Here is a 25,062-nt window from a genome sequence, read left to right as displayed (position 1 = left end):
TAACCATAAATTCACATTTTTTGCTGAGATTTTCTTGCGCGAATAAAAATAGGCAACCCTCGGGCTGCCTATGTATAAAGTCAAAAGATAAATTAGTTAGGGCGACCCATGACACCGCGGATCGTATTTAACACATCGGCTGGAAGGACCACGGTCTTGGCATTTGGCGACTTGGCCATATCCTGCATGGCTTTAATATACTGTTCACCCAGTAAATAGGCGACCGGAATTTCATTATCACCAATGGCAGAAGTCACCATGTCAATTGCACGTTGTGAAGACTCAGCCAGAACCACTTGCGCTTCGGCATCACGACGTGAGGCTTCCAGACGGCCATCCGCTTCCAGAATTGCGGCCTGTTTTTCACCGTCAGCTTTGGTGACGGTTGCACGACGCTGACGTTCAGCAGCGGCCTGTTCTTCCATCGCGGTCTGCATGGTGATTGAAGGTTTAATATCTTGAATTTCTACAGTTTTTAAGGTAATACCCCAATCCGAAATATCATCGGAAATACTGGATTTCAAGCGTGCCTTAATATGATCACGCGAAGACAGGGCATCATCCAGATCCATTTCACCGACAATCGAACGCAGTGAGGTTTGTACCAGGTTCTGAATCGCCCAGGAATAGTTTTCAATCCCGTACACGGCTTTTTCTGGTGTGGTCAGGTTGATATAGGCCACGGCATTCATCAGCAAAACCGCGTTATCACGGGTAATCACTTCCTGTGAGGGAATATCCAGAACGATATCTTTGGTTGTGACTTTATAGGCGACTTCATCGACATAAGGAATGACAAAATTCAGACCCGGATTTAGCGTGGTGTGGTATTTACCCAGACGCTGTACGATCCATTTGTAGCCTTGCGGCACAATCCGCACACCTTTAAAAATGGTAATCGCAACAAAGGCCAGAAACGCGATAACAATGATAGAACCACCAGACATAGCTTATTCACCTTATTGATTTTGATAATTCGTGCTGTGGGGTTGTACGACCAGATCATTACCCAGAATATCCACGACGCGAACGCGATCTCCGACTTGAACTGGGTCCAGAGTTCGGCATTCCCATTCATCCGAACCTAAAACTGGCATCGGAAAACGCACCCGGATTTGCCCATGATCCAGATTGATCTGAATCACCATGCCCACTTGACCAATGGTCGCCTCACGCGACAGACCGGCTTTGGTCTTGTCAATGGAAAGCGGTTTGATAAACTTGAACCAGAGCAGCGTACACAGTACAGAAAGTACGATCCAGGTCAGGAGCTGGGTCGTCAGTCCCATCATCGGGAACATCCAGTACAGGACGCCAACCATGATGGCACCGATCCCGAACCACAGGGCAGCAAATGCGGGCAGTAGTAATTCCGATAGAATCAGAAGGATGCCTAATACAAACCAGTGCCAAGGTTCAAGAACTAATTCCATATCGTGACCTATATCGCTAAGTATTTAATTAATCATCATCTTTATATGATTGATCTTCAATGTAGCAGATGCGGCCGCAGATGAATATAAAAAATTCATGCATCAAAATTTTGCCGGACGTGGCGGTTTAAATGCCGCGGGAGACTGCTTGAAGTTGCTAATGGCTTTTTCAATAGTACGGATTTTCAGCTGAGCAGCCTTTTCACCTTCCAGAATGGTCGCATTACTGGCTTTCAGGTCTAAAGTACCAATATGGCCGACTTTGGGCTGGATCACCACATTGGCCTGACTCAGTTCCTCATGAATGCTTTGCTGTCCCATAATATTCAGGGTCTGGTCTAGTACGCCCCACATATTTAGAGCCTTATTACCATCCGGACGGGCAGAAATATCCACGGCAATCACAATGTCTGCTCCCATATCTTTGGCGGTCTTGACCGGAATCGGACTGACCAGACCGCCATCGACATATTTGCTTCCACCAATCACTGCAGGCACAAACACATTCGGAATGCTACAGGAAGCACGAACTGCCTGTCCGGCATTGCCTTTAATAAAATCTGCCTTGCGGCCATTGTCCAGGCGAGTGGCAACTGCAGCAAAACGAATTGGGAATTGTTCAATTGGTTTGTTCGCTACATTCTTATTGACGAAATCCTGCAATTTTTGCCCAGCAATAATCCCTTGCCGGTTCAAGGTTAAATCGCGGATATCCGATTCTTTAAAATTCAGGGCAATCTGCTGTAACTGATAAGGCGATTTACCACTGGCATATAAGCTACCGACAAAACTGCCAGCACTGGTTCCGGTGACAATCTTCGGTTTGATGCCGTGTGATTCGAGCACTTTAATGACGCCAATATGGGCAAAACCTTTGGCACCGCCACCACCGAGGGCAATGGCGACGACAGGTTCACGGGCTTTTATTGGCGTGGCAGGCGTGGGTGTTTTAGTGGCTTTGTCACAGGCTGCAAGACTGAATCCAAGACAGCCGATCAAGGCATAACGGGCTAATTTCATTATAAAAACTGGTGATTAAATCAACAAAATTCAGGCTATCACATCAAAAAAAGCCGTATTTGCCTAGTCTTTTTTCAAAAGCTTTTGTAACGGCTTGGCCACCCAGTCAGGATTTTTGGCTGAGAATTTACCTTGATAATGCTGATAAATCTGTTCCAGGTCATATTCATAATCACCAGTCAGATGGTACACGCCCAGGATATGAATGGTCTTGATATCGTAATCAAAGGAAAACATCACAATCGGCAAATGGGCTGCCTTGGCAATATGATAAAAACCGCTGCGAATTTTTTCTGGTGCTTTACGTGAACCTTCCGGTGCCATACCGACCCAGATCTGTTCTGATTTTTCAATGATGTCTACAATCTGTCGGGTATGACCTTGCGGACTATCGCGCACCACCGGAACGACGCCAATCCATTCCAGAACCGGCTTCAGTGGTGTGCGGAACAGGCTGTCTTTACCAAAAATTGTAATCTGTATACCGAGACCGAGCAGGGCGTTAAAACCCAGCCATGCATCAATATTGGAAGTATGCGGAGAAATAATCGCGACTGCTTTAGCTAAGTCTGGAAATTCGCCTTCCAGATGCCAGCCTTGGGCCAAAAAAAGCTGCCTGAAAAAAGTCCGGCTCAACTTGCTGCCGCGGGCCGGGACATGTGGCGATAGCCGAGGGAAACGTGTTTGGGTCATTGCTTCTGTCTCTTCCTGAAACTAATTTTTCTTTATTTTTGATTATATTAGACTGTTGTAAAATCCGGATCATTGGCAAAATGTATGGCATCTTAAATGCCGTTAATGCATTTTCACCTAAAGGACTTGGCCTGCATATGCGGAATATCTATATCTTACTGTTTTCGCTGTATTGGGCACAGGGGCTTCCGGTCGGATTTATGACACATGCCTTGCCGGTCATTCTGCGGGCTGAAGGGGTATCGCTGGCGCATATCGGGGGCTTTGGCCTGCTGATGATACCTTGGTCGATTAAAATATTCTGGGCACCTTGGGTTGATCGGCACGGATCGAGCGCCCAAGGTCATTACCGTAGCTGGATTATTCCCTTGCAATGGCTGTCAGTTGCTGTATTGATTGGGCTCTCATTTCTACCGATTCAGGCCTTGAATCAGCCGCTGTATTTACTACTGTTTTTTATCACGCTTTTATTGATGAATGGTATTGGCGCCACGCAGGATATTGCCACCGATGCACTGGCGGTCAATATTCTGAAAAATGAACAGCAACATTGGGGTAATACCTTTCAGGTCATCGGTTCACGACTGGGATTTATTGTCGGAGGTGGAGCAGTATTATGGTTGCTCGATCTGCTGCAATGGCAAGCCACCTTTCTATTATTGGCCGCTCTGGTCTTTATTAATACTTTACCCATTTTACTTTTTAGAGAACCTCAGCATTCAAAAATTATCACGCCAGCTGATAAACGACCTGCATTCAGCAATATAAAAACCTATTTTCAATACTTCTGGTCAGATTTAAGCTTGGCGAGGTGGCTTCTGGTTTTACTGACCTTTAAAATCGCCGATGGTTTATCCGGGCCTTTATTAAAACCGTTAATGGTAGATCTCGGACTGAGCTTTAGCCAGATTGGTCTTTATGTCACCATGCTGGGAGCCATGGCTGCCTTGATTGGGGCAGGACTGGCCGGTTGGTGTCTGAAGTACTGGTCGCGCAGCTCGAGTTTGATCGTTTTCTCAATTCTAAAAATATTGGGCTTAATGGCCTACGCCTGGCTGGCTGCCCAGTATGAAACCCAAAAAAAAGTAGAAAACTGGATGATATATCTGATTAATGCCGCCGAAGACATGATCTCTGCCATGCTTTTGGTGGTCATGCTGACCTTGGTCATGCAATACAGTCGCAAGTATCTGGCCGGTACTGATTTTACCTTTCAGGTGGCGCTGATGGCCACGGTAAGTGGGGGACTTTATAGCCTGAGTGGCATTTTTGGAGATGCTTTAGGCTATCAAAATTATCTAAACCTGATCGTGATCATAGCAATTTTCAGTTTAATTCCAATTTTCCGATGGATGAAAGTTGCAGAAAAAGTATAAAATTTCTAAATAATCAACTATTTGGTTAAATGTTAGCCTAAAGTACTGGTGGTGTTTCAAAAAGTATGCTGGCATTAAACGAATCCATTATTGATATAAAAGAACACTAAATCAAAGGCTTTGAAATGATTTTCAAGCTTTTTGGAGAAGTTGCAGCTTCTCCTAAAGCCTCGCCTGATTCGATGCCGTAATCGACAATTATTGCCTTCTATACCCACAGTGAAAAATTTACCAATCAACTGTTTGCATTCTTTAAAGGTCGTAACAAAGCTATCCCAATGGTCACTTGATATACATGTATAGCTTACACCTAACTGCTTCAATTTTAATTTAAGTCGTTTTGCAGTGGCTAAATCTCGGTTACCCCATACATAAGCAACAATTTCACCTGTTTCTCGATGATAGGCATAAATTAGCCATTGTTTATTTTGCTTATGACCAACAAAAGTCCAAAACTCATCTACTTCAAGGGTTTCATAATGACTTTGCTGTGCTCGAAGTTGATATTTTGATTGGCTAAGTGTCCGTAGAACTTTACCGATACTTACTCTTTCAATTTCTGCTATATCCCTGACACCACTGCCTCGCACCATGAGGTGTAATATTTTGGTTTTGATACCTGAGTGACAGCCTTGATAACTGAGAGCATGATCACCAATAAATTGACGTCTGCATATTTTACATTGGTAATTTTGCTTACCATCTACTTTTGTGCCATTTTTCTTTATACTGTCACTTAGGCAGGCTGGACACTTGATTTCTAGAGTTATTCGCATTTCTCTATTTTATCAAAATCCAACCTGCTTTTTTTCAGCATACTTTTTGAAACACCACCAAAGTACTAAATAGAATATATAAATATTAATTTAATAATTTTGTAATATAAGCGCCGTGTGTATTATTTGTTACAAAATAAATTAAGGATATTTTTGATGAAAACTAAGTTAGCAACAGCAATTGCATTCAGCCTTTTGGCGGGGACAACTTTTGCAGCACCAACTTTCTATGGTGAGATTGATGCGTCAGTAGATTATTTACCTGAAGATAATGCTTCACCAGTATCTGACAAAGATGTAATTGAACTAAGTTCAAATAGCTCATTCGTTGGTTTAAAAGGGGATGAAAAGTTAACGGATCGCCTAAGCGCAATTTATGCAATTGAATGGGCTTTTAACTCTGATGGTGAGGGTGACGACTGGTCTAAACGTAACCGTTTTGTTGGTTTAAAAGATGCAAAACTTGGTACTTTAAAAATTGGTGCACATGACACTCCATTAAAACAATTGTCTAGCCCGGTAGATACCTTCAATAATTATGTAGGTAACCGTGCTGATGTAAGTGGTATTTTCACTGGTGAAAGCCGAGTAGCGAATGCTGTAGTGTATGAAGCTCCAGCTATTGCCTTGCCTCAAGGTGCTATTAAAGTGAATGCTTTATTGGCAACTGGTGAAAATTCAGGAATTAAATCTGATAAAGGTGTAGTTAAAACTGCAAATCGTGGTTTAGGTGATGCTTGGTCTGCTTCTGTAGTATATGACAGCCCAGTAGTTGTAGCAGGTGTTGCTTATGACAAAGCAATTCCGACTAACTTCTTAGGGCGCGGTTTTGATAATGCTTCTGCTCCAGAAGTAACGGGCGGTACTTTATTTGCTGCTGCAAATACCATTCGTGCAATTGGCCGTGTAAATCTAGATGGTGGTTTAGCGCTTAAAGCTCTTTATCAAACTTCAGAAGTGGCGGATGTGGATGCAGCTTCTAAAGCAGTTGATTTGCTTATTGATGATGCTCAAGGTTGGTTAATTGGTGCTGAATATAATCTTCCAAATGCAAAAGCTTGGACAGTTAAAGGTCAATACAGCCAAAACACTACAAGCTTCAAAGATAATACTGCCGATTATGAAGCACAGCAGATCTTTGTTGGTGCAGATTACGCATTTAGTAAACAAGTGAAAGCATATGGTTATGCCGGTTATCTAACACTTGAGCGTGGTTCTTTAGAAACTAAACAACCAGTTGTTGGTACAGGCTTAGAGTACAAATTCTAATTTAGATTTTGTACTCTAAGAAAAGGCGATGCTTTGGCATCGCTTTTTTTATGCTTAAAACAACAAAACTTAGCAATTTTATGTCTGATCTAATGAGTTTCGGGCTGTTAACATGATTGAAAGTTTCAGCATCTCGTTTTGAAAATTATGCCTATTCAAGCTGTTTTATTTGACCTCGACAATACCTTGACCCATCGTGATCTGACTGCACAGGCCTATAGCCGTTATCTGGCAGAATATTATGCGCCAGCATTGAAACAGGTCGAGTCTGATAAAATTATCGAGATTGTAAGACGCATCGATAATGGCGGTTATCCTAAAAAGGAATTGCTAACGCATGGCAGCATCGGGGCTTCGGCAGCTTATGCATTATTACAGGAGCTATCTTGGTTAAATCCACCCAGCATAGATGAGCTGGCACAGTTCTGGTTTAGCCAGTTTGGTCGCTGCGCCGTAGAAATGCCGGCAGCAGAGCAAGTATTAACGCAGCTGAAAGATGAGGGTTATCAGCTAGCCATTGTTTCCAATGGCGGACATGACACCCGTTTAAATACGATTCGGGGTTTGGGTATTGAAACTTATTTTGATGAGATCATCAGTTCGGGACTAGTAGGCTTTAACAAACCACAGCCAGAAATATTCCAGATCACTGCAGAGCGTTTAGGCGTGCAGCCTGCACAGTGCCTGTATATTGGCGACCATCCAATTAATGATGTACAAGGAGCTACAGAGGCCGGAATGCATGCATTATGGATGCAAGGCTTTCATGCAGATGCTGAACATATCCAATATAAAATTCAGCAACTGCCGGAAATTTTTGCCCATTTGCAGTTACTGAATCAGGCTTAAGTGATTCTTAAACAGTCAATCGTTTCGGCCCATTGCGAAGAATCACAGCGCGGACATTGCTGGTCGGCATGCGAAAGGGTTTGTACCTGTCCACAGTAAATGCAGGCATATAATTGCCCGGCCTTGACCTGTTGGACAATAGAGCAGGTTTTAGGAAAAAGTGGCAGCCCAGGCCGAACCTCATCCGATTTGAAAAACAGGATACTGAACTTACCGTCAGTTTCCAGTAAACCGGTGCGTACCTGACCGAGATGTTCTACGCCTTGCTGGCGCATTTCGGCAAAGAATTCATCATGGGACATTTTACCTTTTTTAATCTCTTCAACGACCAGCACGCCATCTTCTACGATATAAATCGGTTTACCTTCCAATAGGTCTTCAAACCATTGATATTTCATCATGAGCCAGGTGGTCAGGCGATACATGATAATAATCACCGACATCACCAGGACTGCCTGAATCAGAGGAATATCTTCGGTAAACATCGGGTCGCCGGCAATCGAACCCAAGCTCAAAATGATAGCGACTTCGAAGATGGAAAGCTGACGTACCCCGCGTTTTCCGGTCAGGCGCAGAAACAGGATAATCATCGTATACATCAGGGCACAACGCAGCAAAATTTCTGCAGTAAACTCCCAGGTGGTGTCATGTATAAATATCGTGGCCCAGTCCATTTAAATTCTTTATCCTCATTTTGCTCTTTGGCTCGAGTCTAGCAATATCAGTATTTTATTTGCTGCTGTGTTTATGTAAGTTTATGAATCAAGACAGATTCTATTTAAAAAAGAAGCTTGAGCTTAAAAATCTAGCTATTCAATTTATTCAAAATAAGATAGAGATTTCATGTAAATAATGCATAAAAAATCAGCAGATTAAATTTGAAGAAGATCACATTCTCTGCTGTCTATTTTTAAATCTATAAAAGTATTATCCATTTGAAATCTACCAATATATATTCTGAATAATGTGTTTTGAAGAACTAGGAGTGTTTAGAAATTTGTAAGCAAATCACTTCATCTCTATAAAAATCTGTAGTTTGTGGCCTGAAAAATAGAGTGATTACACCAGGTTAATAAACTGTTTTTAAATTAAAAATTGTGATTTTGACTTCCAACAAGGGATGTATTGTGAAAAGAATATTCACGCTTTTAACGGTTATGGGTTTAAGTACAGCGGTCTGGGCAGATGCGGATTGGGATTATACTCAGCCTGAGCAATGGTCGACTTTGAGCCAGAAATATTCGGCCTGTAATGGTCTGAACCAGTCACCAATCAATATTGAGCGAACAGTGAAAGCAGAACTGGAACCGCTCAAGTTCAGCTATAACACCATGATTCATGCGATCGAAAATAAAGGTCATACTGTTCAGGTGGATTTTTCGCAAGGTGGTGAATTGCAACTGGATGGCGATACCTTTGTACTGAAGCAGTTTCATTTGCACAGCCCGAGTGAAAACCTGATCAAGGGTAAAAGCTATCCACTGGAAATCCATTTTGTCCATTCCAATGCCAAAGGTGAGCTGGCTGTGGTGGGGATGATGTTTGAACAGGGACAGGAAAGTCAGATGCTCAAACGCATGTGGAGTCGCCTACCAAAAAAACAGGGTGAAAAAGTGGTTTTGAAAACGCCACAAGCGGTGAATCAGATGTTGCCTAAGAATCTGGATTATTATCGCTTTAGCGGCTCGCTGACCACACCTCCGTGTTCGGAAGGCGTACGCTGGCTGATTCTGAAAGATATTCAGCAGGCTTCTGCCAAGCAGATTTCGGAATTTACCAAACTGATGGGGCATCCAAATAACCGTCCGGTACAGTCCTTGAATGGCCGTGTAGTGCTGGAATAATCAATATGAGAGCGAAAAAGCAGACTTTGGTCTGCTTTTTTTAATTCTGATACAAATTTCGAAAGGGCACACTGAAAAGGACTTTGTGACGAAAGCTGAAAGATTTAATATGGATATTATTTCTTCTTTGACCTTCTCCTGCCATGCTCTTTGACTTAAAAACCATGATTCAGCCATTCACAGCGCTTTCGCCACAGCAGAAGAAGCTGGATCATCTGATTGATAAAATCGAGCAACAGAAACAGGAATTACACCAATGGCAACAGGCTGAAGAAGATCTGCAGCAATATACCCATAAAACCTTCATGCCAGTTTACCATGAATTGCATGGCGTACTGTTCAAGCAGCTGGAACAGCTCTGGAAGCACCTGCAGGAAACCACATTTTCCAAGGCAGAACTGGTGGTGCTGGATGAAAAGATTCAATACCTTGCAAATTATCTAAAAGACTCTCAGGCAATGTCGGTGCAACAAGCTCATAAAGTGAATGAAATCTTCACTTACTATCAGCAACGTGCCGAACATGCCCAATTCAGAAAAAGCCAAAAGAAAGTAAATGAACTGGAAACATTTTTTAAGAATGAGCATCCCTCAGATCTTGCAGATGTAGAAGTATTTGAAGAATGGGAATCAGATCATTTTCAGCAGGCACGTGAGCAGGCCAGATTAAAACGCCAGCAGGAAAAACAGGAACAGGCAGCAGCGATGGCAGAGCAGTCATTGAAAACCGTTTATTTAAAAATTGCTGCCATCATTCACCCTGACCGTGAAGTGAATGATGTCAAAAAAATCAAGAAAACTGAATTATTGCAACGTGCCAACGAGGCGTATGCAGAGCAGGACCTGTTTACGTTACTAAGAATGCAACTACAAATTGAACAAGATCAGGATGTTTCACAAAAAGGTTTAAGTGCAGAGCAACTCAAGTTTTATCAACTCGCTTTGGATGCACAGAGTCAGAAATTACAAGATCAGATCGATGTATTGATACATAGATTAGTCTGGTCACAAAAAACCAGAATTGCAGTAAAAAAGGCGAAAGGCAAAGTTCAGATTGCTGACCTGTATAAGCAAATCGATGAAGATACTTCAGCCATCAAACAGCAGATTAAAGTAGAAAAAGAACGCCTGATGTATATCAAAAAGGTAAGTGGCTTGGAGATGTTTTTAAGGCATGGGATGCTTTAACTTAATTAGAATTACCTCTCCCTAACCCTCACTTGCGCTTCGTTTTAAAGCAGTACTTTAAAACTTGCTCAGGATAGGGAACATCCATTACAGAATAAATTTAAGCTAGAATTTCAATATTGGAATTAAATAACAATAAATTAAAGTCACAATGAAAGTTCCCTCTCCCTTTGGGATGAGAAGCACTGCTTCGCAAGGGGGTGAGGGTTAATCATCTAAATCATCATCTTTTCCATTAGTTTTAGCTTCTATATTTTTCTTAAACATTTCTATTAATTCTTTTTCCTCTTCTGAAAGAACAGAATGATCAGCAGAGTCAATTATGTTTGATATGCGTGGAATATCTAAAAAATTTTCTACAGTATCAGCTTTAATTTTTTTTGAAACATTCGATATTGTATAAAAATCATTGGATGATCGAGTCACTTGAATCATCTTGCTGAGTATTTTTAAAACTCCATTTATATCTTGAGTTTGTTTTTCGAACCAAGTGAGTACATCAGAAGAATTCCCCCATTCTTTCCAACGATACATGAGTGAAAGGAATGATGTATTTTTTAATAGACTTTCAGGATTTGAATTAGCGAATTGATTTAATTGATTTATAAAATCATTTTTGAGTTGTTCAAAATCATATTCTTCGAATATTGTTTCATTATTCTTTTCTTTGTTTTGATGTTCTGCGGTTAGAATGTAATCAATAATTGAAAAATTAGAATTTTGATTAATGTAATTCTGTAATATTTTAGCCCGAAATTTTATATCGGGTATATCTTCTAAGGACCAAGAGCATAATCTGAATAAATAAGTTTGGGCTGAAAAACCAAAAAATTTACTAGATTCATGATTAATTTCATCACCAGCATCTAACATTGCGTAAATGTATGAATTAATATTTTCTTGAGGAACTTGTTTACTATATGCTTCAAATTTGGATAGAAAGTCTTCAAGTAAATTTCTGGCATCTAGGGCAAGAATTTTCTCTTTAAGCTGTTCTCTATTAGCAGTTAGTTGCAGGAAATTTATAAAGTCTGACGTAGAAAAATCTTCGCTATCAAAACTAAGTTTGAAATATTTATCAAAGTGGTCTTTATGGCATACTCTGAGTTGAGTAAACCATTCTTGATATGAACTATGATCATGATAATAGTTACTTATGATCCACTGAGTAGTAGGAAAGAGGGTTTTCAAAATACCTTCGACAGATTCTCTATTGTTCTCAGATGCGCTCTTGAAAATATCTTCAATTATTCGTGAATACTTTACTTTATCTGTTGAATAGCCACCAAAATTCTAGACACACATAACCATCTGTTGATGGGCCTTTTCATAATCTAATGGAGAACACTGACCATTGGAACCATGTCTGCGTTTTGAATTGTAGAACATCTCAATATATTCAAAGATATCCGACCTTGCTTCAGTTCTCGATACATATATTTTCTTCTTGATCCTCTCTCGCTTTAACAACTGAAAGAAACTCTCGGCAACAGCATTATCATGACAATTTCCTCGTCTGCTCATACTGCTTTCAAGATTATGATGTTTGAGAAATGTCTGCCATTCATGACTGGTGTATTGACTGCCTTGGTCAGAATGGATCAAAACTTTGTTCTTTGGGTTTCTTCGCCACAAAGCCATCAGTAATGCATCTAACACCAGATCTGTTGTGATTCTGGATTTCATAGACCAGCCAATAACAAGACGCGAAAACAGGTCAATCACAACTGCGAGATATAACCACCCTTCATGAGTACGGATATAAGTGATGTCAGTCACCCATAATTGGTTCGGCTGCGTTGGATTAAATTGGCGGCCCAAAGTGTTTGCAGCAACGACAGCTGGAGTACCTGCATGAGTTCTAGGTTTGCGATAGCCACGCTGTGATTTAAGACCATTCGCCTTCATGAGCCGATATACCCGATTGATCCCGCAACTTTCGCCAACATCTTTCAAATCACAGTGAATCTTGCGATAACCATAGACTCCGCCAGATTCCAACCAGAACTGTTTAATCAGTCCTGAAAGCTGTTGCCGTTTCTTGGCAGTTTTACTGGTGGGTTGCTTTAACCATGCGTAATAACCACTGTGATGAACATCTAAAGTTGAACATAAACGACGAACAGGCCATATATGTTGGTTGTCCTGAATAAAGGCGTACCTCATTTGGACTGGCTTGCGAAGTACACCGCGGCCTTTTTTAAGATGTCTCTTTCTTCTGTAACCCTTTGAAGCTCTTTTTTTAACTTTGCTAACTCTGAACTTGGGTCATTAAACTCAGTTGTCCTAGGTTGCTGTGGATCATAACGTTTAATCCAGGTATACAGACTATGGGTGGTCGTCCCTAAACGTGCAGCAACTTCAGCTACACTATGACCTTTCTCAGTAACTTGCTTTACTGCTTCAATTTTGAATTCTTCAGGGTATCGTTTACTGCTCATAAGCACCTCGTTAATTAGCCATTTTATCTAACTAAAAGGTGTCTACAAAATCGGTGGCTATTCACTGTTTGATTGTTACTTGAGACAGAACGTAAAGTGGTAAAAGCTTCTTTAGAGTTGGAGAGTTTGCTATAAACATTCGGCTCAAACACTCTTAAGCATTCAATGGCTATCAAATCTATTGGATCTGCTTCGAAAATATCATTATTTTTAAAAAGATTGAAGTTAAAGCATAGAGTCGAGTTGAATCTATAGACATTTCTTAAATTATTGAAATAGTTTTTTAAACCGTTATGATAAATTTCCACCCATCTTTTTTGATCAAATTTTTTGTCTGCATCAGTATGACTATTTATCACATCTTCTAGTAGATTAACTAGAACTTCATGGACTTGTTTTAATTGAATTTGTGGAATTGTAAAAGGTATTTGAATAATTTTTTCTAGATAGTTCTCGCCAGATTGCGTAGTATCAGTGAGCTTTTTTTCAACTATATCTTTCTGAAATAAAAGTAAAAATATTACATTAGGAAAATCAGTATTTGCTTTAATTAATTGAAAGATCATTCGCAACTCTACAGTTGTTAAGCGATCAATATCATCCATAACGATCAAAAGAGGAGTTGTCCTACTCTTCAAAGCGGTAATTAATTCCTCACGAATTTCTGCTAAGGTTTTTTCATTCAGTTTAGCCTTTTGACTAGAATTTTCTGACATTTTACCTAGTATGTCACTTCCTTTCTCAGTAACTGACATAAGGATAGGAATGAGTGATGTTAAGGTCGTAATGAGTAACACTAATTGTGTATTATCAGTAAAATAGCTACTTACTAGTCCTGTACCTAAAATTGCAGTAGTTAATAAAGGAACGAAAAGATTAGCACTTTTAAAAATCGTGTGAGCTGTAGAAAGGTGATTACCATACTTAGCAAATATATTTGCCAAATTTTGATCTTCTTTAGATGAGTCTTTCCTTCCAATAGATTTTGATATTTCATCAAAAAAAGCTTGAACAATCTTATCCTGAGCTGACCATTCCCAAGGTGAAAACTCTATAATTGTGGGTGAGTTATCTTGCTTTTTTTGAATAAGACAATGCCATATTTTTAATTGATGATTTTCCTGAGCCCCAATCTCCATGCAACGCAATAACTAGACTTTCATCACCTTTCCATTGAGAAATAGCATCACTTAAGTTTTTTGCAAAATCAGCTCGACCTAATAAGTCTTGTTCTAAATTTCTAATTGGTCTATCAGCAGAAAATGCGTATTTATCTATATTTGTCATGTTGGGGTATTTATAAAGTTTTAATCAAATAATTCTATCAAATATCATTATGATTTTAAAAAAAATCCCCTCACTAAGAGGGGATCTTTTTGAATCAAACTACAGCATTAAAGCGCTGCAATTTGCTCCATATTCGCTTTAATCGTCGCTAACTGATCCGCAAACTCAGCAAGTTTTGCTTTTTCGCCTTCAACCACAGCAGCAGGCGCTTTCGCCACAAAACCTTCATTAGCAAGTTTAGTTGCAATTTGGTCATGCTGTTTTTGGACCTTGTCTAAGTCTTTTTGTAGACGACCCAATTCCGCTTTAGGGTCAATTAAACCCTTCATTGGAACGAACACAGATACGTGACCGACTACAGAAGAAGAAGACAATGGTGGTTGTTCGCCATCCGCCAAGAAGGTGATGCTTTCAACTTTTGCCAATGCTTTAAACAACGGCTCAATACGAGAAATTTGGGCAGTTTCAGCTTCAGTGGTGTTCTGTAAAAGTACAGGCAATAAACGCGCATTGCCTAGACCCATCTCACCACGGATGTTACGTACCGCACCAATCAAACCTTGCAGCCATTGCATATCTGCTTCAGCTTGGTCATTCATCAATGCTTCGTCAGCAGTTGGGTACTGTGCAAGCATGATGGTTTCGCCAGAGATACCCAATTTAGGCGCAAGCGTTTGCCAAATTTCTTCTGTCAAATACGGCATTAACGGATGAGCAAGACGTAAAGACGCTTCCATGACCGCGAGCAATACACGACGAACTTCAGCTTTACGCTCTTCAGAAACGTTTTCATCGTTCAATACAGGTTTGGTCAGTTCTACATACCAGTCACAGTATTCATTCCAGATGAACTCGTAAATCGCTTGCGCAGCCAAGTCTAAACGGTAGGTTGCAAATGCAGTTTGTACCGCAGCAGTCGCTTTTTGCAGACGGCTTACGATCCATTGTTCAGGCAATTCCCAAAGATCAGGACGCGCTGTTTGACCAACCGTTTGACCTTCAATATTCATCATCACGAAACGCGTTGCGTTCCAGATTTTATTGGCAAAGTTACGGTAACCTTCAACACGCTTCATGTCGAACTTGATGTCACGACCAGTATTGGCAAGTGCACAGAATGTGAAACGAACTGCGTCAGTACCGTAAGACTGAATCCCTTCAGGGAATTCTTTACGGGTCGATTTTTCAATCTTCGCTGCCTGTTTCGGGTTCATCAAACCTGTAGTACGTTTTTGTACCAAAGTTTCTAAATCCACACCGTCAATCAAGTCTAATGGGTCAAGCACGTTACCTTTAGATTTAGACATCTTCTGACCTTCGCCATCACGTACCAAACCGTGAACGTACACAGTTTTAAATGGCACTTGTGGCGTACCATCTTCATTCTTCATGAAGTGCATGGTCAGCATGATCATGCGGGCAACCCAGAAGAAGATGATGTCAAAACCTGTCACCAGTACATCTGTTGGATGGAATGTATTTAAGAAGTAGTTGGCTTTGTCTTTTGCTTCGTCGCCAGTCCAACCTAAAGTTGAGAATGTCCAAAGACCTGAAGAGAACCATGTGTCCAGTACATCTTCATCCTGGTTCAACTCAACATCGGCAGGAATATTGTTTTTCGCACGAACTTCTTCCTCGTTACGACCTACATAAACGTTGCCTTGGGCATCGTACCAGGCCGGAATGCGGTGACCCCACCACAATTGACGTGAGATACACCAGTCTTGGATATTGTTCATCCAAGCCATGTACATGTTGCTGTACTGCTCAGGAACGAACTTGATACGGCCGTCTTGAACTGCTTCAATCGCAGGTTTCGCAAGTGGCGCAATTTTTACATACCATTGGTCAGTCAGTAATGGCTCAACGATCACGCCTGAACGGTCACCGCGAGGTGGTTTTAATGTATAAGGTTGAATCTGGTCTAACCAGCCTTCAGCTTCAGCCTGTTCAACGATCTTCTTACGTGCCTCAAAACGTTCTAAACCAATGTAATCTGCAGGCGCAGGAATGGTTTTAGAAATTTGCTCGCCCGCTTTCGCGATGTATTCAAACTCAGCCAACACTTCAGCATTTTTGTTGAAAATGTTGATGATTGGCAATTCGCAACGTTTACCCACTTCATAGTCATTGAAGTCGTGTGCAGGGGTGATTTTTACACAGCCTGTACCGAATTCTTTGTCTACATATTCGTCTTTTACGATTGGAACTGCACGACCTGTGATTGGTAAGATTATATTTTTACCTACTAGATCAGCATAACGTTCATCATCCAGTGCAACCGCAACCGCAGTATCACCCAATAATGTTTCAGGACGCGTCGTTGCAACCACGATGTGATCTTTACCATCGTGGGTGCGGAGTGACTTATCTTCAAAGAAATATTTGAAGTGCCACAATGAACCTGCTTCTTCTTTATCAGACTCAACTTCCAGGTCAGAAAGGGCAGTTTGCAGTTTTGGATCCCAGTTCACCAGACGTTTGCCGCGGTAGATCAGGCCTTCTTCGTGAAGTTTTACAAACACTTCTTTTACTGCGTTTGATAAACCATCATCCATCGTGAAGCGTTCACGTGACCAGTCAACCGAAGAACCTAAGCGACGGATTTGACGGGTAATGTTACCGCCAGACTGTTCTTTCCATTCCCAGACTTTTTCGATGAACTTTTCACGACCCAGGTCATGACGGCTAATCCCTTGTGCACCCAGCTGACGCTCAACCACCATTTGCGTTGCAATACCTGCGTGGTCAGTACCCGGTTGCCAAAGCGTATTTTTACCAGACATACGGTTGAAACGCGTCAAGGCATCCATGATGGCATTGTTGAAACCATGACCCATGTGCAGGCTACCAGTGACGTTTGGTGGCGGAATCATGATACAGAAAGATTCGCCTTTTTCAGACGGCTTAAAGTAACCACGCTCTTCCCAAGTTTGGTACCATTTTTTCTCGATCTCGTTCGGATCGTAGGTTGTCGCGATATTTTGCGCTGAGTCAGTCATAGTCTAAACAGATCAAAAGTGAATGAAAAATTGGATCTATTGTAGCAAAAAAAATAGTGCATGCGGCAGCTTAACCAAATGCAAACTTTAGCCAATTGGCATGTATAGCAACTCATCGTATGATAGATTGATAAAAAAACGCGACTCATCGCAGCATATCAAAAAGGATAATAAGATGAGCTATAACATTTCCCTGAAGCTTCAACCCGAAACCCATCAGCGCTTTAAAGACCTTCATTCCAGATTAAATGCCGGCGAGCGAGACAGTCTTGCCAGACCCTTAGGTGAAAATCTGGCCGATATGGCCTGTGAAATTATTGACCAGATTTTTGGTCAGGTGGTGCAGTTGGCCAATTCACCGGACAGCGAGTCCGAAAAAGTGATTCAGCAGATTATGCATAACACCCGTAAATATATGCCGTGGTCGGTTTCGTTGTTTGGCAATGAGCGTCTGATGCCTATGGTGAACTATTTGCATCGCATGACCTATGAGCATCAAGGTGATGCTTTTGTTCGATATCCGGTGGAAAAATTGCTGGTGATGGAGTTGCTCGGCTGTATTGACCAGATGAAAAATGGTAATCATCAATATGTATCACCCGCTTTAAAAGCCTTTACTCAGGTGGTCGATCAAGGGGTGACACATCTGATCCGTGAACCGAAAAAAATGTTGAAATTTAATGTGGTGGTCGATAAAACCTTGAATGGGGTGATTCATTTAACCACCCAGTTAGGCTATAAACGTTTTGACAAGCTCGGTAGCATCTATGATGCCGATACGATGAGTTATTATTTTGAGCATTTGCTGGCATTTCTGGAAGATGAAATGCAGCACCATATTCATTAAAACAAGGGAAAGAGGATTTCATGGCGAAAGTTGAAGACTTAAATGGAAAAGTGGTCTGGATTACCGGCGCATCTTCAGGGATTGGCAAGGCGATTGCCCAGCAATGTGCTGCACTTGGGGCACAGGTGGTACTGACTGCACGTCGGCATGAAGAACTGGAAAATGTTCGCCAAAGTCTCACTAATCCAGATCAGCATATTTCAGTCATTGCCGATATCACGGATGAAAGCCAGGTTCGTCATGCCTATGAACAGGTTTTGCAACAAAAAGGCCGGATTGACTGGCTGATTAATAATGCAGGACTCAGTCAACGTGCCCTGATTCAGCACACCACCATGCAGACTGAACGCGCTATTATGGAAGTCGATTATTTCTCGCAGGTATTTCTTACCAAAATGGTATTGCCGACCTTTCTGGCACAAAAATCAGGTCGTATCGTGTTTATTTCCAGTGTGGCAGGTTTGCTTGGCACCCAGTATCGTATCGCGCCTCCTATTCAGCAGCCAAAGCAGCGATTCATATGTGGGCCAATAGTTTACGTGCTGAAGTTGCTGATCAGGGCGTTCAGGTCTCAGTGATATTCCCGGGCTTTGTTCAAACCAATGTGTCGTTTAATGCTTTAAATGGGGAAGGCAAGCCACAAGCCAAGCAGGATGAAGCGATTGAAAATGGTCTGTCGGCAGAAGATTTTGCCCGTCAAAGCGTACAAGCCTTGCAGTGCGGCGAAGAATATATCGTGATTGGCGGAAAGAAAGAAAAACTTGGTGTGCTAGTTTCACGTATTTCCCCCAAGGTGCTGTACAAAATGATTCGCAAGACCAAGGTGAAATAAGAGATTTAAAGTTTTATCAAATTCAGGCAATTTTCTCTTGAGCGAATTGAACCTGATTACGGCCCATCTGTTTGGCCTGATATATGGCATGATCGGCCGCTAAAGTGGCTTCTTTAATCTGATTAGGATGATTGAAGAAGCTGACTCCGATACTGATAGTCAGGTAAATATGCTGCTGTTCATGATGTAATGGAGTTTCTTTAAGCTGTAACCGGATCCGTTCAGCAATTTTAAAGGCGGCATCTTTTTGAATGTCATGCAAGACGAGCAGAAACTCTTCACCGCCAATCCGTGACACCTGGTCTTTACTGCGAATATTGGCTTTAAATATCTGACTGATATGTTGTAAAATCAGATCACCGACCTGATGTCCATAACGATCATTAACTGCTTTGAAATGATCTAAATCTGCCATCAAAACTGCATGCTGTAAGGCAGGATTAGGATCTATTTTTTGAATATAGGCTTCAAATCCACGGCGGTTTAATAATCCGGTTAGTGGGTCGTGATGGCGCTCCCGTTGCAACTTTCGCACCAGATCCAAAATTGCACAGCCAATGAATAAACCTAAAAAGATCAAATCAATCAGCAGCAGGAGCAGCTGTGTAAATGCCCACGCTGGTTCGTAATGGGCGACAAATCCCTGATCCTTAAGTAAAACAGAGAATAGCAAGGCACGACCCATAATGATGAACACGGTCGCGAGGGTAAAAATTTTCAGGTAACTGTCGATACGTAAGCCTGTGCTCGTCCGAATAAAGGCAATTGGGCGGTGCAAATAAATTGCCGCAGTAATGCTACCAATAATCAGCAAACGGGCAGTCTGGTCAGCAGTCACTTGGGTAAAGTAGTAAATACCAAACGCACCCAAGGCAATCAGGTAAATATAGTTTGGCCATGCATAGTCGATTTTTAAACGCTCATAAATGGCTTTGCTGTGAAAGGTACAGGACAAGAAGTAAAGAGCAGCAATGAAACTAGATATTTCAACTAAAACTGATGCAGATAAAACGGTATTGAGTAATATCGTCACGCCAATCAGAATCAGTGCATAAGCATAAGATCTTAAATAATTAGGTAAGCCTTTATAATAGGAAATACTCAGCGTGATGATCCCCAGGCTCGACATGATGCTGGGCACGAGTAGACTGTAAAAATTCAAATCCGGGATCAGCGTGTTAGATTATAATGTGAGCAGGTGGGTGAATAATATCATTTATTGCGATGAAAAATATAAATAAAATGGATAATCAAACTAATCGAAATGACCTGTTGAACCGCTCGATATTTTATAAAAACTCAAAAAAATAATATCAAAATGCCCCTTACTCCTGATGATCATTGAGCTGAAAAGGCATTTGTTTTAGTCCAAATCAATGGACGTATTTATAAAATGCTACCAATTTGGACTTGTAGTTTTATCCTGAAAATTTAAGGTGTAAACAGGATGAAAATATAAAGGATCTATCTGAATGAAAACCCCGGTGCCCGATTATCTCCAGCATGTATTAACGGTCTGTCATGATAATGATCAGGGCGCTTTGGCTGACTATATCCCTGAACTGGCAGCGGTAGATCCAAACAAGTTCGCTTTGGCGCTGACCACGGTGGATGGCACGATTTATTCCACGGGAGATGATGAAACCGAATTTACCATGCAGTCGATGTCCAAGCCTTTTGCCTATGCCTTGGCATTGCAGCATTTGGGAATTCCAGCAGTACTGGAAAAGGTCGGCGTTGAACCTTCAGGAGAGGCTTTTAATCAGATTTCGCTAGATAAAGAAACCAATCTTCCTAAAAATCCAATGATTAACTCGGGTGCGATCATTACGCATTCTTTGATTCCGGTACAAAAAGGCATTTCACGTGCGGAATGCTTACGCCGTTTTTTAAGTGAGCTGGCAGGACGTCAACTGGAATTCGACAAGCAGGTGTATAAGTCGGAAGTCAAAACTGCATTCCGGAACCTGTCGATTGGCTATATGCTACGTACCGTAGGTGTGCTGGATTCGGATCCGGTAGAAATCGTCAATGGATACATCAAGCAATGTGCGATTAAAGTGACGGTCAAAGATCTGGCAAATATCTGTAGTGTGCTCGCCAATGGCGGTGTTCAGGCCAAAACGGGCAAACAGCTGCTAGAGCGTGATGTGGTGCGCCAAGTGCTCAGCGTGATGATGACCTGTGGCATGTATGATGCGGCGGGTGACTGGCTGACGACGGTGGGCATTCCTGCCAAAAGTGGTGTATCGGGCGGAATTATCGGGGTATTGCCTGGGCAGGTGGGAATTGTGGTTTTTTCTCCTAAAATTGATGAGCATGGGCATAGTGTACGTGGCGTGGATATTTTTGAGCGTTTGTCGCGGGACATGGGCTTGCATCTGATGGAAGGGACGCCATCGGCACAGACCATTTTGCAAAGTCGTTATACGGCAGGTAAGAACAATGACATTGTCGTGTATGAGCTGCGCGGTGTATTGCAATTTACAGAATCCGAAATGTTGCTGCGAATTTTGCAGGATGAGCCAGACGCTCAAACACGTATAGTCATAGACCTGACCAATTTGACTTTGATTCATGATGTGGGTGCACGCATGTTATTTGAAGGTGTCAAACGTTTACAAGCGAATGGGCACAAAGTGGTGGTCATTGACTCAGAAGGCGTATTGGGTGAGGAACAGGTGAAAGGCAATAAGCGGGTAGTGGTGACAGAAGAGTTAGAGCGCTATTTAGAGAAGTTTAGTTAGACCATGTTGATGGGGATGAGCAATGTCTTACCTTACTTGACTGATGCTTTAAGATGTACAGCCTAGAAATGAAATATAAAAAAGCCCCGACCAGTGTCGAGGCTTTTTTAAAATATTGTAAAGCTTATTTAATATGCTGGGTAATGTCCGTAAAGATCACGCCTAAGCCATGTGCACCAGCATCTGGATAGCCTAAGCTACGATCACCCACCGTACCGGCACGGCCCATACGCGCCACGATCTCTTTGGTCGATTCTGCACCTTTTACCGCAGCCTTTGCACCAAGTATAAAGTTCTCTTTAAAAGGTTTGTCTGTATTGGTAGACCATGAATCTGCACAAGGAACCAAAGCATCAATCAGGGTTTTGTCGCCCACTACAGCGCCACGACCAAATGAACGCTCACCTGTCACTTGAATGCCTTTGACTGCTGCTTGAAGCATCTCGGCAAAATCTGCCACGCTTAGAGTTTGTTTCCCTTGAATAGCTTTACTGGCCGAACGGAATGCTGAACCCCAAATTGGACCTGACGCACCACCACAGTGTTCCATAATAATCATGGAACTGTTTAGCAAGAATTCATCCATGTGCTGTGCTTGAATCAGGCTTTGCCATTCACGTTTCAGTTGTTTAAAGCCTTTGGCGACGCTCATACCAAAATCGCCATCGCCTGCATGCGCATCTAGTTCGCAGAATGGCACTTCATTTTTGATGATGCAGGCCGCCATGACATCGACCACATAACGCATGTTTTCAATCGTGAATTGTTCATTTTGAATTTCAGCATGTTCAGGCTGAGTTTCGACTTCTGTATTGGCGGTTTGTTTTGCTGCTGCGTCTTGTGCTGCAAATTCAAATGGTAGTGCAGGCGAGCCATCCAGTTTAAATGCTGGAGTATTGGCTTCCGCATCCAGATAGGTTTTCAGTTCATCATCCACAGCAAGCAATGAAACCGATGCACCGTTCATGTCGATACTGGTCATGTAGTTGCCAACAAATGTACGGTAAATCTTGATGCCTTTACGTGCCAGATGTTCGCATACATCATTGTTAAACACATACAGTTCTTGCATTGGTGTTGAACCAAAGCCATTCACCAACAACGCAACTTCTTGCATGTCAGGACGGTCAAGAAATAAGTCATCGACCATACGTTGTGCCATTTCTTTCGATGGCAAGATTTTTTCACGACGGATGCCGGGTTCACCGTGGATACCGACGCCGTATTCCATTTCATCATTCGCCAAGGTGAAGGTGGGTGTACCTTTCGCAGGAACGGTACATGAGCTATAAGCAAAACCTAAGCTAATCACGTTATCTGCCGCTTTTTGTGCGACGGCTTTAACTTCCGCCAGCTCTAAACCTTTTGATGCTGCTGCACCTGCAATCTTATGTACGAAGATGGTACCAGCAACGCCACGACGACCGACCGTATAAAGGCTATCTTTTACCGCGATATCATCTGCTACTTTTACATAATCGACTTTAATGCCATCTTCCTGAGCAAGTGCTGCACCATTCTGGAAATTCATCATATCGCCAGAATAGTTTTTGATGATCATCAAAACGCCTTTGTCTGTTGCCACATGTTGCAGGGCTTTGTAGACCTGAATTTGAGAAGGTGATGCAAACACGTCACCACATACAGCCGCGTCTAACATGCCTGTACCGACAAAGCCCGCATGTGCAGGTTCGTGACCACTACCACCGCCACTAATCAGTGCCACGTTATTGTGTTTTTGTTTACGTGAAATGATTTTATGCGATTCGGTAAATGTCAGTTCAGGGTGAGCAAGGACAAAGCCTTTGCACATTTCGACAACCAGATTTTCAGGGTTGTTGATGAGTTTTTTCATGGAGGAAGGCCTTCACGTATTCTGGGAGATGTGTAAAGTCTTATTATTATGGAAATGTTTGAAATTTGCAGACTCAAAAGTGTAAAAACAGATGATTTTGGGGTGAGCGGTTAGAAAAGGGGCAGTTTCAGATTTTTTATTGGTTGTTAAATTTTACCTCTCCCTAACCCTCTCCTAAAAGGAGAGGGAATGTCTATTCATAAATTCATGTCAGCATTCAAATAGTAATGAATGCTCCCTCTCCCATTGGGAGAGGGTCGGGGTGAGGGTGGAAACAGTGATTGAGTATGATTGTAGTCAATACTTCACTGATGATGGATTAGAAGCAGATCGAAACTGAGATGAAGCTTTGGCACAACTTAGGTTAGTTAATTAAATGAACTACATTTTTTCTGTAAACTATTATAAAATTTAAAAAATAAGAAAATTAGTGCTATGAAGTATTCGAAAAAACAAATCGAAAAAGCTGGATTTGACTTAATTGGTTCAGCTATTGAATTTGATAAAAAATTGTTGTCTGAAACGATGAGTGTTTTGACTGATTGGAGAGATAGTCATATTACTGCATTGGATACATGCGAAAATTTTCTAAAGAGTAAAGTCTATTCAACTGATAGCGCTGCTTTTATTGCTAAAAGAATAAAAAGAACTGAATCTATCGTAAAGAAATTAAAAAGATTTAATAAAATGAGCCTGAAAAATATGCAGGACATTGGAGGTATTAGAATTGTCTTGGCAAATAATAAAAAAGTAAAAAAATTATTTGATGAATTGTGTAAAGAACCAAATTTTATGAACGATGATGGCAATGTTAAATTCAAAGACTATATTCTAGAACCTAAAGCTGATGGATATAGAAGTATCCATATAATTGGAAAATTTTTAAATGATGATCAGGAACTCAAAAATATAGAAGTTCAATTAAGAACAGCATTACAACATTGTTGGGCTACTAGTTTAGAAATTATAGATTTATTTACGAATCAAAATTTGAAGTTGAATGAAGGCACAACAGAGTGGCGTCTATTCTTCAAGTATGTAAGTAATCAGTTCGAAATTATCGAAAGTTTAAAAGGATTTAAAAGAAATGATCAACGATCAATGGTTACAGAGTATATAGAGTTTATAAAAAAAGAAGAGAAATTAAATTCGATGAATGAAGCTGTATATATACATAACTTTGTGACGAAATTAATACCAGGTAGTAGTTATACTATTGAGTCCTTATTTCAAGAATATGCGAGATCATTGCATTCAATTGATGAGAAAATTCTTAAGGGGAAATCTAAGCAAGGCTATGTTTTACTAAGGTTAAATGTTTTTACAGGGCGGTTGGATACAGAATACTATGATAAATCTCAATATTCTGAAGCGTCTAAACGATACAGTTTTTATGAAACTACTCTAGCTGCTAATAAAAGTTGGGTTGTCGCATTAGTTTCATCGAATGCTGTTGGTGGGATTAAAGAAGCTTATCCAAATTATTTTGCTGATTCGAAGGTTTTTTGGAATTACATTGCGTTAATTAGACAAGCAGCGTTTATTGGATACTTTACTAATCAAGCAAGAAAAAAAGTAAGTTAAAAAAATCCCCTCACTCGAGG

The 25,062-nt window shown here is 41.3% G+C and carries 19 protein-coding genes and 2 pseudogenes; 9 read left to right on the top strand and 12 right to left on the bottom strand.

Annotated elements, in window-relative coordinates; translation table 11 throughout:
- Positions 1-92 precede the first annotated feature (92 nt).
- From PYW33_RS11335 to PYW33_RS11320, 4 genes are all read right to left on the bottom strand, one after another.
- Complete coding sequence (locus tag PYW33_RS11335) at positions 93-947, bottom strand: SPFH domain-containing protein (protein WP_004279377.1); 855 nt, start codon at positions 945-947, stop codon at positions 93-95.
- Positions 948-959: 12 nt separating this feature from the next.
- Entirely contained in the window at positions 960-1,433 is a 474-nt protein-coding gene (locus PYW33_RS11330) for an NfeD family protein (protein WP_004279378.1), read from the bottom strand.
- 102 nt (positions 1,434-1,535) lie between these two features.
- The gene (locus PYW33_RS11325; RefSeq protein WP_004646234.1) at positions 1,536-2,453 is read right to left on the bottom strand and encodes a patatin-like phospholipase family protein; all 918 of its coding nucleotides are present in this window, start codon (positions 2,451-2,453) and stop codon (positions 1,536-1,538) included.
- Positions 2,454-2,516: 63 nt separating this feature from the next.
- Positions 2,517-3,146: a 1-acyl-sn-glycerol-3-phosphate acyltransferase gene (locus PYW33_RS11320; RefSeq protein WP_004646235.1), complete on the bottom strand. Its 630-nt coding sequence runs from the start codon at positions 3,144-3,146 to the stop codon at positions 2,517-2,519.
- Positions 3,147-3,283: 137 nt separating this feature from the next.
- Here PYW33_RS11320 and PYW33_RS11315 point away from each other — a divergent pair, with 137 nt between their 5' ends.
- Entirely contained in the window at positions 3,284-4,522 is a 1,239-nt protein-coding gene (locus PYW33_RS11315; protein ID WP_026055762.1) for an MFS transporter, read from the top strand.
- Positions 4,523-4,596: 74 nt separating this feature from the next.
- Here PYW33_RS11315 and PYW33_RS11310 read toward each other — a convergent pair whose 3' ends face one another.
- On the bottom strand, positions 4,597-5,298 hold the full coding sequence (locus tag PYW33_RS11310) for an IS1 family transposase (RefSeq protein ID WP_004282341.1): 702 nt from the start codon (positions 5,296-5,298) through the stop codon (positions 4,597-4,599).
- A gap of 156 nt (positions 5,299-5,454) precedes the next feature.
- On the opposite strand from PYW33_RS11310, the gene PYW33_RS11305 reads away from it, so the two are divergent.
- Complete coding sequence (locus PYW33_RS11305) at positions 5,455-6,567, top strand: porin (RefSeq protein ID WP_004646237.1); 1,113 nt, start codon at positions 5,455-5,457, stop codon at positions 6,565-6,567.
- Between the two features lie 147 nt (positions 6,568-6,714).
- Positions 6,715-7,416, top strand: coding sequence for an HAD family hydrolase (locus tag PYW33_RS11300; RefSeq protein ID WP_004646238.1), 702 nt, complete (start codon positions 6,715-6,717; stop codon positions 7,414-7,416).
- Here PYW33_RS11300 and PYW33_RS11295 read toward each other — a convergent pair.
- Positions 7,413-8,090 (bottom strand): DUF421 domain-containing protein, encoded by a 678-nt coding sequence (locus PYW33_RS11295; protein ID WP_004646239.1) that lies wholly within the window; start codon positions 8,088-8,090, stop codon positions 7,413-7,415. The genes PYW33_RS11300 and PYW33_RS11295 overlap by 4 nt on opposite strands.
- Before the next feature lie 483 nt (positions 8,091-8,573).
- On the opposite strand from PYW33_RS11295, the gene PYW33_RS11290 reads away from it, so the two are divergent.
- The gene (locus tag PYW33_RS11290) at positions 8,574-9,260 is read left to right on the top strand and encodes a carbonic anhydrase (RefSeq protein ID WP_004646240.1); all 687 of its coding nucleotides are present in this window, start codon (positions 8,574-8,576) and stop codon (positions 9,258-9,260) included.
- 143 nt (positions 9,261-9,403) lie between these two features.
- Positions 9,404-10,447, top strand: coding sequence for a coiled-coil domain-containing protein (locus PYW33_RS11285; RefSeq protein WP_004646241.1), 1,044 nt, complete (start codon positions 9,404-9,406; stop codon positions 10,445-10,447).
- Between the two features lie 207 nt (positions 10,448-10,654).
- Here PYW33_RS11285 and PYW33_RS11280 read toward each other — a convergent pair whose 3' ends face one another.
- The 4 genes and pseudogenes from PYW33_RS11280 to PYW33_RS11260 all read right to left on the bottom strand — a co-directional run bounded on the left by PYW33_RS11280 (position 10,655) and on the right by PYW33_RS11260 (position 17,177).
- The gene (locus tag PYW33_RS11280) at positions 10,655-11,638 is read right to left on the bottom strand and encodes a hypothetical protein (RefSeq protein ID WP_004646243.1); all 984 of its coding nucleotides are present in this window, start codon (positions 11,636-11,638) and stop codon (positions 10,655-10,657) included.
- 102 nt (positions 11,639-11,740) lie between these two features.
- A protein-coding gene (locus PYW33_RS11275; RefSeq protein WP_115736956.1) for an IS3 family transposase occupies positions 11,741-12,888 on the bottom strand; the annotation gives its coding sequence in 2 pieces (ribosomal slippage) (positions 11,741-12,642 and positions 12,642-12,888; 1,149 coding nt in all).
- Between the two features lie 23 nt (positions 12,889-12,911).
- A pseudogene (locus PYW33_RS11270) lies at positions 12,912-14,175 on the bottom strand (KAP family P-loop NTPase fold protein).
- A 107-nt stretch (positions 14,176-14,282) separates the two neighbouring features.
- Entirely contained in the window at positions 14,283-17,177 is a 2,895-nt protein-coding gene (locus PYW33_RS11260; protein ID WP_004646247.1) for a valine--tRNA ligase, read from the bottom strand.
- Positions 17,178-17,352: 175 nt separating this feature from the next.
- Here PYW33_RS11260 and PYW33_RS11255 point away from each other — a divergent pair, with 175 nt between their 5' ends.
- Together PYW33_RS11255 and PYW33_RS11250 are read left to right on the top strand one after the other, a co-directional pair.
- The gene (locus PYW33_RS11255) at positions 17,353-18,024 is read left to right on the top strand and encodes a hypothetical protein (RefSeq protein WP_004646248.1); all 672 of its coding nucleotides are present in this window, start codon (positions 17,353-17,355) and stop codon (positions 18,022-18,024) included.
- A gap of 20 nt (positions 18,025-18,044) precedes the next feature.
- Positions 18,045-18,856 (top strand): annotated as a pseudogene (locus PYW33_RS11250) (SDR family oxidoreductase).
- Between the two features lie 22 nt (positions 18,857-18,878).
- Here PYW33_RS11250 and PYW33_RS11245 read toward each other — a convergent pair.
- Complete coding sequence (locus PYW33_RS11245; protein WP_004646251.1) at positions 18,879-19,985, bottom strand: GGDEF domain-containing protein; 1,107 nt, start codon at positions 19,983-19,985, stop codon at positions 18,879-18,881.
- A 343-nt stretch (positions 19,986-20,328) separates the two neighbouring features.
- On the opposite strand from PYW33_RS11245, the gene PYW33_RS11240 reads away from it, so the two are divergent.
- Positions 20,329-21,603, top strand: a complete 1,275-nt coding sequence (locus PYW33_RS11240) for a glutaminase (RefSeq protein WP_004646253.1) — start codon at positions 20,329-20,331, stop codon at positions 21,601-21,603.
- Between the two features lie 124 nt (positions 21,604-21,727).
- Here the strand turns inward: PYW33_RS11240 and dhaK are convergent, their stop codons facing one another.
- A complete protein-coding gene (dhaK, locus tag PYW33_RS11235) occupies positions 21,728-23,458 on the bottom strand; it encodes a dihydroxyacetone kinase subunit DhaK (protein WP_004646254.1) in 1,731 nt (576 codons plus the stop codon).
- A 435-nt stretch (positions 23,459-23,893) separates the two neighbouring features.
- Between dhaK and PYW33_RS11230 the strand changes: the two genes are divergently transcribed.
- Entirely contained in the window at positions 23,894-25,042 is a 1,149-nt protein-coding gene (locus PYW33_RS11230; RefSeq protein WP_004646255.1) for a RelA/SpoT domain-containing protein, read from the top strand.
- Positions 25,043-25,062: the final 20 nt, after the last annotated feature.

Origin of the sequence: Acinetobacter lwoffii, from assembly GCF_029024105.1 — a bacterium.
GTDB classification, from domain to species: Bacteria; Pseudomonadota; Gammaproteobacteria; order Pseudomonadales; family Moraxellaceae; genus Acinetobacter; species Acinetobacter lwoffii.
This window is presented reverse-complemented; position numbering and strand designations above follow the sequence as displayed.